This window comes from Brevibacillus sp. TJ4 (assembly GCF_044627595.2).
Classification (GTDB): Bacteria; Bacillota; Bacilli; order Brevibacillales; family Brevibacillaceae; genus Brevibacillus.
Map to the genome: position 1 here is coordinate 508524 of NZ_CP185865.1, position 11895 is coordinate 520418.

11 protein-coding genes are annotated in these 11895 nt (G+C 53.6%); all 11 read left to right on the forward strand.

The features are described 5' to 3' along the window. The first annotated feature begins 122 nt into the window (after positions 1–122). The 11 genes from ACAF76_RS02305 to ACAF76_RS02355 all read left to right on the forward strand — a co-directional run bounded on the left by ACAF76_RS02305 (position 123) and on the right by ACAF76_RS02355 (position 11767). Entirely contained in the window at positions 123–1904 is a 1782-nt protein-coding gene (locus tag ACAF76_RS02305) for a S9 family peptidase (RefSeq protein WP_400162434.1), read from the forward strand. Positions 1905–2382: 478 nt separating this feature from the next. Further along, positions 2383–3168: an IclR family transcriptional regulator gene (locus tag ACAF76_RS02310; RefSeq protein ID WP_400162435.1), complete on the forward strand. Its 786-nt coding sequence runs from the start codon at positions 2383–2385 to the stop codon at positions 3166–3168. Positions 3169–3262: 94 nt separating this feature from the next. Next, on the forward strand, positions 3263–4540 hold the full coding sequence (locus ACAF76_RS02315; protein ID WP_400162436.1) for an MFS transporter: 1278 nt from the start codon (positions 3263–3265) through the stop codon (positions 4538–4540). 23 nt (positions 4541–4563) lie between these two features. Beyond that, positions 4564–5370, forward strand: a complete 807-nt coding sequence (locus ACAF76_RS02320) for a cyclase family protein (RefSeq protein WP_400162437.1) — start codon at positions 4564–4566, stop codon at positions 5368–5370. A gap of 18 nt (positions 5371–5388) precedes the next feature. Beyond that, positions 5389–5574, forward strand: coding sequence for a 2-hydroxymuconate tautomerase (locus tag ACAF76_RS02325; protein ID WP_400162438.1), 186 nt, complete (start codon positions 5389–5391; stop codon positions 5572–5574). 37 nt (positions 5575–5611) lie between these two features. Next, a complete protein-coding gene (locus ACAF76_RS02330; protein WP_400162439.1) occupies positions 5612–6409 on the forward strand; it encodes a 2-keto-4-pentenoate hydratase in 798 nt (265 codons plus the stop codon). A 23-nt stretch (positions 6410–6432) separates the two neighbouring features. Beyond that, complete coding sequence (locus ACAF76_RS02335) at positions 6433–7314, forward strand: acetaldehyde dehydrogenase (acetylating) (RefSeq protein WP_400162440.1); 882 nt, start codon at positions 6433–6435, stop codon at positions 7312–7314. Positions 7315–7330: 16 nt separating this feature from the next. Further along, positions 7331–8344 (forward strand): 4-hydroxy-2-oxovalerate aldolase, encoded by a 1014-nt coding sequence (gene dmpG / locus ACAF76_RS02340; protein WP_400162441.1) that lies wholly within the window; start codon positions 7331–7333, stop codon positions 8342–8344. A gap of 24 nt (positions 8345–8368) precedes the next feature. Next, the gene (locus tag ACAF76_RS02345) at positions 8369–9151 is read left to right on the forward strand and encodes a 2-keto-4-pentenoate hydratase (RefSeq protein WP_400162442.1); all 783 of its coding nucleotides are present in this window, start codon (positions 8369–8371) and stop codon (positions 9149–9151) included. A gap of 45 nt (positions 9152–9196) precedes the next feature. Further along, on the forward strand, positions 9197–10945 hold the full coding sequence (locus ACAF76_RS02350; RefSeq protein WP_400162443.1) for a methyl-accepting chemotaxis protein: 1749 nt from the start codon (positions 9197–9199) through the stop codon (positions 10943–10945). Positions 10946–11107: 162 nt separating this feature from the next. Further along, entirely contained in the window at positions 11108–11767 is a 660-nt protein-coding gene (locus ACAF76_RS02355) for a hypothetical protein (RefSeq protein WP_400162444.1), read from the forward strand. Positions 11768–11895 lie beyond the last annotated feature (128 nt).

The following is an 11895-nucleotide window of genomic DNA, read 5'->3' on the forward strand; positions in this document are numbered from 1 at the left end:
ACGGTGATTTCCTCCATCATACATGCTGAGCTTGGCATGGTGTCAATGCTTCTTGTGTGATATTATCAGAACTGTCAGAAATATTTTGGACAAGAAGCCAAAAAGGAAGGCAGGCGTGCACCATGATCCTGGATTATTTGCAAGTCAACACAGCGTACGACCTCGGTGTCATCCCCGATCGGCAGACGATCACCTTTTTAAGCAAAATTTCGGGAACGGCGCAGCTTTGGCACTGGAACGACGAGCAGGCAGCCGCACAGCAGATCACCGCGCTGCCGGATCGCGTCGTGGAGGTGCATCACTCGCCCTGCGGAACGAAAACGGTGGTCGGCATGGACAATAAAGGAGACGAGCGCATCCAGTTTTATCTCGTCAAAGAGGATGGAGCCGTCGTCGAGCCGCTGACAGACGCCCCGCAGTATTTTCACTACTTCGGCGGATGGTCGGCGTGCGGGACGTATATCGCCTGGGCGAGCAACCGCCGCCATCCCGGCAAGTTCGACCTGTTTACGCAAAACGTCGATACGAAAGAAAGCAAAGAGGTATACCGCTACGACGGTCCCTGCCGTCCGGTCGGCTGGCATCCGAACGGAAAAAAGCTGTATTTCAGCGTAGCGACGAGCAATCTGGACAACGAGCTGTCGGTGCTTGACTTGCAGACCAGTACGGCGGAACGTCTGTGGATTTGCAGCAGGCCAGCAAGCTATCAGTCGCTTCAGATCAGCAAGGATGGCGAATACGGATACATCATTACAGACCGCGACAGCGATACTGCTGCGCTATACCGTTTTTCCCTGGAAGAAGGGGATTGGGAGTGCCTCGTGCATTTTCCAAAGTGGGATGTGGAGCTGTACAAGCTCTCCGCAGATCAGCAAACATGCGCCTTTACCGTCAACGAAGGCGGCATCTCGGCACTGTATGCCTATTCCCTGACGGAGCGGAAAAGGGAGCGGGCAGAAGGCATCCCGAGCGGTGTCATCAAGCACATCGCCTGGCTGTCCGACGATCGGATCGCCTTTGACCTGATCAGCCCGACTGTGCCCGGCGACATTTGGACCTACGGGTGGGCAGGGAAGCTGGCAGAGCGAGTCACGCATATCAGCCACTCGGAGACGATCGCGCCGACCCTGGTAGAGCCGGAGCTGCGCACATTCCAATCGTTCGACGGGCTGGAAGTCCCGTACTTTTTCTACGCCAAGGGGAACGAGGAAAAGCGCCCGGTCGTCGTCTACGTCCACGGGGGACCGGAAAGCCAGATTCGCGCCGAGTACCATCCGGTGTTTCAGTATTTGGCCAATCAGGGCTTTATCGTCGTCGCGCCCAATGTGCGTGGCAGCTCCGGTTACGGCCGCACCTATATCACGCTGGATGACCGACGCAAGCGCATGGATTCCGTAGCCGACCTGGCGTATCTGGCAAAGGAATTGTCGACGCTAGGTGAGGTGAATCCCCAGGCGATCGGCATCATGGGCAGAAGCTACGGAGGATTCATGGTGCTGGCGGCGCTTACGCATTATCCCGACATTTGGGCGGCGGGCGTCGATATTGTCGGGATCGGCAACTTCCGCACGTTTTTGCAAAATACGGGGGAGTGGCGGCGAAAGCTGCGCGAGGCGGAATACGGGTCGCTTGACGAGGACAGCGACTTCTTCGAAGAGATCGCCCCGATCAATCATCTGGAAAAGATCACAGCTCCATTGCTTGTCTTCCACGGTCGAAACGACACGCGGGTTCCCGTGAGCGAAGCGGAACAGTTGGTTGCGGAGATGACGCGGCGCGGCCAGACTGTCGACCTGCACATCTTTGAGGACGAAGGACATTTTACGGAGAAAGTGAGCAACCATATCACGATGAACCAAAAGATTGTGCAGTTTTTCCTGGAGCATTTGCGAGCAAAGGGGTGAGTGGGGGAGTTCATGCGGAAGTATAGACCCGGATGAACACGACTAGCGCTTCTCGCCAAGCTGCCACATAATCAGCTACATTACAAAGGCAAAACACCGGCGTCTCTTGGGCACAGCCCGAGGGGGCATCGGTGTTTTTTCTTTCGCTGTCGCATCGCGGGAGATGTCCCCTCGATCGTTGCGCGTTCTGCTGTAATCGTCAATCGCTCCATGAGATGCTCCAGCTCCCGAACAGCAATGTTTAGCACTATGAAACAGAGAACGGTTTTCTGCCAAAAGCAAATGTGAGCGTTATGTGCCACCCGTTCGGCATTATCGCCTTTATATACGATAATATCGAATAAGGTAGAAATTTCAAAAAATTTGTCGCAAAAAAATTGACAGACAGAAAAGTTCAATTATAATAAATCCCATAAGCGTCGATATTTACGAACGACGTTCGATAATGTCGAACAATAAGCGGAAGGGAGGGGGAAGTATGACAGAACGCTTGATTCAATCTGTTGACAGGGCTATTGACATCATTGAACTTTTTACCGCCTCGACACCTGAATTGAGTGTAAAAGAAATAAGTGAGAGACTCCATTTGTCGAAAAGCACAGTGCATGGTCTGATCAAAACATTGGAGTATCGCGGCCTTTTGGAACAAAACCTGGAGAATCAAAAGTACAGGCTGGGACTTAAGTTATTTGAACTGGGCAACCTCGTAGGCAATCAACTGGATATTCGCAAGCTATCATCCACAGTTATTCACAAGTTAGTCGAACAAGTAAAAGAAACGGTGCATTTGACCATTTTGGACAAGCATGAGGTTGTCTACGTGGAAAAACTGGAGGGACCGTCCTCCCTGCGCATGTATTCGCAGATTGGCAAGCGTGCCCCGATGTATTGTACCGGGGTAGGAAAAGCCATTTTGGCCTACTTGGACGAACAGAGAGTAGATGACATACTTCGTACCACCGAGATGGTGTCGTACACCCCGTACACCATTACCACCGTGGAAGGGATCAAGACCGAATTGCAGCGCATCCGGGAAAACGGCTATGCCACAGACGATCAGGAAATCGAGCTGGGGTTGCGTTGCTTTGCCGCTCCGATCTTCAACCACGAAGGCAATGCAGTTGCATCCATCAGTTGCGCAGGACCGATCAATCGCATTGTGTACACAAAAGAAAGTGAAATCGCCGGGTATGTGAAAGAAGCAGCAGCGGAAATCTCGAGAAAGCTGGGATACCGCGGAAATAGGCACGCTGGTCAGGCTTGAGGACCAGCTATCGTTATAAAACACCATGTAAGCGTTTACGCATATGCGAGCACAAACAGTTTGCATGTGGTCATGTCCAATAGGGGGGATGAAAATGAGTACGAATCCGCAAAACAACATGAATGATTCGAAGGAAGAGACGACAGTGCCAGATGGACCTTGGTGGAGAGGGGCCACCCCGCAGCAGTGGAAGGTTCTCTGGGCTGCCTTTCTGGGTTGGGCTCTCGACGTCATGGATCTGATGCTGTATTCCATGGTCATCGTATACGTCATTCAGGAATTCCAGTTTGACTCCTCGATGGCAGGGACCATCGCATCCGCGACCTTGATTGCCTCGGCCTTCGGGGGGATTATCTTCGGATTTGTCGCGGACAAGTTCGGCCGGACGAAATCGATGCTGTACAGTATCCTGGTCTATTCCCTGTTCAGCCTTATGTGCGGATTTTCCACAACTTTCACGCAGTTGTTAGTATTCCGTATTCTCGTCGGTCTGGGTACTGGCGGGGAGTGGTCTGCCGGAGCCGCCCTCGTAACGGAAAGTTGGCCGGCGAAGCACCGGGCAAAGGTAATGGCATTTGTCCAAAGCTCCTTTGCAGTCGGGTATGCGCTGGCTGCCTTCATCGCCATGATCGTGGTACCTGTGTGGGGCTGGAGAGGCGTTTTCTTCGTTGGTGTATTGCCCGCTCTCTTGACCTTGTGGATCCGCAAGCATACGCCGGAGTCTGAAGTCTGGCAAGCCCAGAAAAAACGCTACTCTTTTAAAGAGATTGTCGGGCAATTGTTTGGCGCCCACAAACGAAATACGATTATCTGCTTGCTGTTTACCGGTTTTGCAATGCTTGGATACTGGGGCTTGTTTACCTGGATTCCGACCTACCTGGCAACACCTGTCAGCGAAGGCGGCCCCGGACTCGATGTCGTGAAATCCGGGATGTGGATTATCGTGATGCAGTTTGGCGCGTGGCTCGGTTTTCTCAGTTATGGCTACGTGGCGGACTGGCTCGGACGGAAAAAATCGTTTGCCCTGTACTTCGTCATTTCCGCCATTTGCGTACCGTTGTACATGCTGATTGACGATGTGACACTGCTCTTGATTTTTGGACCTGTAGTCGCCTTCTTTGGCACCGGTTTTTACAGCGGCTTCGGACCGACGTTTGCCGAGCTGTTCCCTACCGGAATCCGTGCTACAGCCCAGGGCTTTATCTACAATGCGGCACGGGCGCTCAGTGCGTTGGCTCCGTTTATTATCGGACAGTTGGCAGTGACCCAAGGTCTTGCCTCGGCACTGCTCGTAACGAGTGGATTCTTTCTCCTGGCGGCCGTGGTCGTCATGGTCTTCTTGCCGGAAACGAGAAATAAAGAGCTTGTGTAAGCGGATAGAAGGAGGAATCGAGTATGAGCAACATTCCAGTATTGCTTCAACAAATCTCATCCATGCAGCAATTTGATCTGAGCCAGCCAGTAGTAAAGGGGATGCCGATCCATCCGGCTCATCCCCCTTACCACATCACGCTCAATAACCGGCACGGAGATGTGATCCGCGAATGTGGTCACAGCTCCTCCAATGAAATGATCGTTATGAGCACACACTCTGGTACACATATCGACGCATTGTGCCACGTCTCCGAGCACGGCAAGCTGTTCAGCGGGGAAGAAGCGGCAGAGGCGCAGCGCGGGGTACAGTTGTTCAAAACACTGGGTGCCGAGCAAATCGGGACGATATTCAAACGCGGCGTCCTGCTCGACGTGGCGGCGTACAAAGGTGTGGATGCGTTGGATGAAGCCTATGAAATTACCGAAGAGGACTTGATCGCAACAGCCCAGGCGCAAGGCACTGCCATCGAGCAGGACAATGTGATTCTCGTGCGCACGGGTTGGGGCAAATGGTGGGATCAGGCAGCCAAATACCTCGGCGGACACGATGGAGCCCCTGGTCCGGGTGTGCGCGCCGGAGAGTGGCTGGCAAAACAAAAACCGTTCTGCGTCGGCTCGGACACCTCTGCGTTCGAAGTGATGAATCACGACAACATTACGCTGGAGGTTCACATGATCCTGATTGCCCGCAATGGCATCTCGATCATCGAAAACCTCTACCTGGAAGAGTTGAGCCAGAACAAACAATATGAATTTGCCTTTGTCGCCCTGCCGATTCGAATTGTCGGAGCGACCGGCTCGCCAATTCGCCCGATTGCATTTGCATAACGAAAGGAGTGGACAGACATGCCGATCATTCAGATTACGATGGTAGCAGGCAGAGATAACGAAGTGGTGGAAAACTGCATCCGGAAAGTAGCAGAAACGGTCTCGGAAACATTGAATGCGCCGATTGAAACTGTCCGGGTGTTGGTGACCGAATTGCCGCCCAACCGTTTTGCTGTCGGAACAAAGCTGAAAAGCGAAAAATAGAAGGCAATCATCTGCATCCGGAGGAGGAGAAACCCCTGTGACTGATTATTTGAGCGTCAACCGTTGCGAGGAGCTTGCACAATTGCTGCGCACAGCCGAAAAGGAGAAAGCCGGAATCGCCCCGCTGACGGCCATGGAGCCGGGGATGAGTGTGCGGGATGCCTACCAGATCCAACTGATCAACATCCGGGACAAAGTAGAGGGCGGTCAGAAAATAACCGGGAAAAAGATTGGATTGACCTCGCTGGCGATGCAACATCTGCTCGGCGTGGACCAGCCCGATTACGGTTTTTTGCTGGAGAGTATGGAATGCCGCAATCACGGCGAAATCTCCATGCAAAAGCTGATGCAGCCCAAAATTGAAGCCGAGATCGCATTTGTCTTGAAGCGTGACCTGGCAGGGTCTTCTGTCACTGCCCTCGACGTGCTGCTGGCGACGGACTACATCGTGCCTGCCTTTGAGATCGTTGACAGCCGGATTCAGGATTGGAAGATCAAGCTGGAAGACACTGTTGCCGACAACGCCTCATCGGGAATGTATCTGCTCGGCGAGAACCGGCTGCGGGTAGAAGAGGTAGATATGGCTAACCTTGGCGTAGCGCTTTACAAAAATGGCGAACTGGTCAATACCGGAGTAGGCAGTGCTGCTCTCGGTCACCCCGCAAATTGTGTGGCGTGGCTGGCAAACAAGTTGTCCGAATACGGCATTTCGCTCAAGGCAGGAGAAGTCATTTTGTCGGGAGCACTGTCGGCGGCGGTCGCTGTATCCGCCGGGGATCATTGCGTCGCCCGGTTTGCGCACCTGGGAGAGGTTGGCGTTCGCTTCACAGAGTAGACAGAATAAGGAGTGGAAACTGGATGGAAAAGAGAAAAGTAGCGATTCTCGGCTCGGGGAATATTGGCACAGACTTGATGATCAAGCTGGGTCGTTCCGAAGTGCTGGAGCTGACGACGGTGATAGGCATCGATCCTCAATCGGACGGTTTGCGCCATGCGAGCCGGAAAGGGTATACAGCCATTTCCACCGGTATTGACGGCTTTTTGGAGCAGCCCGAGCTGGCTGATCTCGTGTTTGACGCGACCTCTGCAAAGGCACACGCGCGCCACGACCAACTCCTGCGCGCAGCAGGCAAGACGGTCATCGATTTGACACCGGCAGCACTCGGTCCCTTTGTCGTGCCGACGGTAAACCTGGGCGAGCATCTGTCCAAAGGGAACGTAAACATGATTACGTGCGGCGGACAGGCGACCATTCCGATGGTGTACGCCGTAAGCCGCATAGCCCCGGTCGCATACGCGGAGATTGTGGCGACCATTTCCAGCAGAAGCGCAGGTCCGGGAACCCGGGCCAATATCGATGAATTTACCGAGACAACAGCGAGAGCGATTGAACAGATTGGCGGGGCCAGAGAAGGCAAGGCGATCATCATTATCAACCCGGCGGAGCCGCCGATTATTATGCGGGATACCGTATATGTGGAGATTGAAGGAGCTTACGACAAGGAAGAAGTACGGGCGTCCATCTATGAAATGGCGGCTGCTGTGCAGTCGTACGTACCCGGGTATCGCATCGTGACGGAACCGATTTTTGAAGGCAGCATCGTCACCATCCTCCTGGAGGTGGAAGGCAGCGGAGATTATCTGCCCAAATACGCCGGCAATCTGGATATTATGACGGCGGCAGCGGTGAAAGTGGCAGAGGAACTTGTAAAAAAACAGACAGCACCGAAGACGCTGTAAGGAGGGGGAGGAGCATATGACGACAAAGCCGGAAATCATCATTACAGAAGTCGCGTTGCGGGATGGAAGTCATGCGCTTGCCCATCAATATACGGTGGAGCAAGTCGCAAAAGTGGCAAAAGGGCTGGATGAGGCGCGGATTCCCTACATCGAGGTTTCCCACGGTGACGGGTTGGGCGGTTCGTCCTTGCAATTCGGGCGATCGGCCACAGATGAATGGAAGCTGATCGAGGCAGCCTTGTCCGTATGCCAGTTTTCGAAAATCGGTGTACTGCTGCTTCCGGGCATCGGCACACAGCGCGACTTGCGCAGGGCAGCAGACATGGGCGTAAAGTTGGCGCGGATTGCTACCCATGTGACCGAAGCGGACGTTTCCGCGCAGCACATTGCCTTGTCCAAAGAACTGGGCATGCTGACCGTCGGCTTTTTGATGATGGCGCATCTCGCTCCCGTCGAGAAGCTGGTAGAACAGGCGGCACTGATGGAGAGTTACGGGGCAGATATCGTCTACATCGTGGATTCCGCAGGGGCAATGCTGCCAAATGACGTCCGTGAAAGGGTCCGTGCGCTGAAGCAACACTTGCAGGTCGAGGTCGGTTTCCACGGTCACAACAATCTCTCTGTTGCGGTAGCCAACAGCCTGGTCGCGATCGAAGAAGGAGCGACCCGCATCGATGGCAGTATTCGCTGCCTGGGAGCCGGAGCAGGCAATACGCAGACGGAAGTGCTGGTGGCAGTATTGGACCGTCTGGGTATTCAGACAGACGTCGATTTGTACAAGCTCATGGATGTCGCAGAAGAGGTGATCGCACCGATTTTGCCTGCGCCGCAGGAAATTACCAAGGGCAGCCTGACGCTTGGATACGCAGGCGTGTATTCCAGCTTTTTGCTCCATGCGCAAAGAGCGGCGAAAAAATACGGGTTGGACCCGCGCGATATTCTCGTAGAGATCGGGAAGCGCAAAGCGGTCGGCGGACAGGAAGACATGATCGTCGAGGTAGCGGCTGCGTTAAGCAAGGGCCGCGACTAAAAAGTGGGAGGGAGAGAGATCCGTATGGAAGCAAAAGAGCTCACATCACTTGCACGTTTTCTGGAAAGCGCGGAGCGAAACCGACAGGAAGTGCCGCGCATCACGTTGCAACATCCGTCCTTGACTGTGGATGAAGCGTACGACATTCAGGCAGAGATCGTCAAGCTGAAGGTGGAAAACGGCTCCAGGGTAATCGGTCCGAAAATGGGGCTGACGAGTGCGGCAAAAATGAAGCAGATGGGCGTGGAAGAACCGATTTTCGGCTACGTCTTCGATTACATGGTCGTTCCCAATGGAGGAACCATTCGCTTTGACGAGCTGATTCATCCCAAGGCCGAGGCGGAGATTGCCTTTGTGCTGGACAAGGATCTTGAAGGACCGGACGTGACGATCGAACAGGTGCTAGAGGCTACCCGTTACGTACTGCCGGCGCTTGAGATCATCGACAGCCGATATGAAAACTTCAAGTTTACCCTCCCGGACGTGATCGCCGATAACACGTCGGCATCGCGGGTCGTATTTGGGGACCGGCTGATCAAGCCGTCCGAACTGGAGCTCGACCTGATCGGAGCTACCATGCTGTTCAACGGAGAAAGCAAGGCGTTTGGCGCGAGCGCAGCAGTCCTGGGTCATCCGGCCCGCTCCATTGCCATGCTCGCTGCCATGCTTTCCCGAAAAGGCGGAGGGCTGCGCGCCGGGGAAGTCATCCTGTCCGGCGCGATCACGGAAGCTGTGATGTTTGCCCAAGGCGACTATGTCGTTGGAAAATTTGACGTCCTGGGAGACGTCTCGTTTTTGTGCAAATAAACAGGTTCTTCCAGTAAAATACAGGAGAAAAGAGGAGGGATCCGGTTGAAAGCAGTTATCCAGCAATGGCTGAAACCATCCATGAAAAAGAAGCTGCTCGTTTCGTTTTTGTTGGTTTCACTTTTGCCGTTGCTCGCTTTGGGGATCATCAACTACTACTTGTCCAAAGACGCGTTGGTCAACGCCAACAAAGCGCATTTGAAATCACTGGGAGACGCGGCATACATCCTCGCTCATACACTGGATCAGCAGGTGCAAAGCGGCAAGTTGAGCAAAGAAGAGGCACAGGATATGTTTCGCGTCGCCCTGAACGGGGAAATCAACGGCGATGTGCGCGATATCCCCGCAGATTCACCGCGAATCGGCACGGATGATTACTTCTTTGCCGTCAATGGCGAAATCCGCACGGTCATGCACGTGAAAGTGGAGCTGGAAGGACAAATTCTCGACAAGCCAAACGATTTTGGTGTCAACGTCAGCCGTGATATGTACACCCAGAAGGAAGGCTTTTATGAATTCATGTGGACGAATCCGGGAGAGACGGAACCGCGTCCGAAAATCTCTTACTTGCGTTATTTTCCGGAGTGGGATTGGGTCTTGGTCATGGGCTCCTACTACGATTCCTTCTACGAGGCATCGGAGGAGAGCAAAAATGTTACCGCACTGATTCTTCTGATTGGCCTTGTCCTCGTCACTACGGTTTCTGTCTGGATTGCATCGAGTTTCACCAAGCGGATCAACCACGTTCGCGAGACGATGGAATTCATGGGACAAGGTGACTTTACAAAACGGGTAGACATATCGGGAAGCGACGAGCTGGCGCAAATGGGGCACTCGCTCAACAATACGATCGCGAGCCTGTCCGGCGTGATGCAGCGAGTGAAGGAATCCGCCGTGATTGTCCAAAAGTCGGCTGCCCAGCTATCCGAGGGAGCCAGCCAGTTGAACACCGCATCTACGGAAATTGCCGTTTCGATCGATGACGTTTCCCAGGGATCGGATCAGCAGGCGGACAATCTGCAAAATATATCCGGGTACATGGAGGAGCTGGCAGCCAGCTTCGCGGAAGCCAGCACCAATGTCAGCACCGTAAACGACCTGGCTGTCAAAGCGAAAGATGCCAGTATCGAAGGACGACACAACATTGAAGAAACAATGAACCAGATGGGATCGATCAAGGAATCTGTCCTGGAGATTCAGGATGTGATCGAGAACCTGAATGACCGCACCAAAGAAATCGGCAACTTCGTCACGGTCATTACCGACATTTCTTCGCAGACCAACCTCCTGGCACTGAACGCCGCGATCGAGGCGGCACGGGCTGGCGAGAGCGGCAGAGGCTTTGCCGTCGTAGCGGAGGAAGTTCGCAAGCTGGCAGAGCAATCCGCCCAGTCGGCAGAGGAGATCAAATCGATTATTGAAAGCATCATGGAGCAATCCGAACGCAGCCGGGAGACAGTGAAAAACGGCAGTGTATCCGTCCTTCAGGGTACCGAAGTGGTAAAAGAAGCAGGGGAAGGCTTTGACAGAATCCTCTCTTATGTGACACAGGTAGCGGAGGGCATCGGCACGGTGAATCAGACCGTTCGGGAAGCCAATATGGGTGCGCAGGAGATCGCCAAATCGGTTACGGAGCTGGTGGCCTTCAATGAACAAATGAATGCGCACACCCAAAATGTCGCGGCGCTGATCGAGGAACAGACAGCGATGGCGAAGGAAATGCATTCGGCGACGGAAGCCTTGCACGAGCAGTCAAACGGACTGGAAGAGGTTGCAAAAGGTTTCCGGGTGTAATCGTCCAATCAACGAATTGCCTGCACCATCAATAACCCGCATGGAATGCTGCTTGTGCAAAGCGGCTTCCGGCGGGTTCTTTGTTTGCGCATTTGTCAGAAAGTATCGTTTAATCATACAATCATACATAAGAGCAAGGAGCCGAAAGAGGGAGGTCACGTTTTGCCGATCAAAAAGACACTGAACAAAATCAGAAAAGAAGAATCGACGCCGCGCCCCGTCCTGCACAATATCGGACAGGCACTGCTTGCCCTGGGCATCGGGATGCTGTTCGGAATCATCGCCAAATACAGCGACACCGTCCCGTCGAGCGAGGGCATCGGACGTGTCTGGAACATCGTCAGCAGTATCACCACCGACCTGGCGATATGGGTCTTATTGGCTACGATCATCGCCGCCTGGAGTCGCAATCCGCGAATCGGGGCGCTGAAGGTGTTTCTTTTTCTGGGGGGAATGTTGCTCTCCTACTATCTCTACTCGATGTGGCTGTTCGGTTTTTTTCCGCACTATTACTTTACCCGTTGGGGTATTATCGCGGTTGCATCACTGGTAGCAGGGTACCTCGTCTGGTTCAGCATGGGCAAAGGCTGGGTCGCTGCGCTCTGTGCCGCCACGCCAATCGGGTTTTTGATCACGACCGGATTTTCGTTCTGGTACGCGTACGACATCACCAAGGCGTTCGCGATTTTTTCAGCAATCATCCTGTTTTTTCTTCTGGCAAAAGACAAGATACAGCGGCTGCGCGTCTTCCCGCTCGTCATTCTGGTCGTGCTGTTCCTGCGACACTTCGACGTCCTGCCATACCTGTTCGGGGGAATGTAAGCAGGCTATCGTTTAGTTTGCAAATAAAGCAAATCAACACCGCAACCTTGTCACATTCCGACGGGGGAGCGGTGTTTTCGATTCAGGGAAGTCCGTTCGCAAAAATAGTCCCCATAACCCTAGTCCGA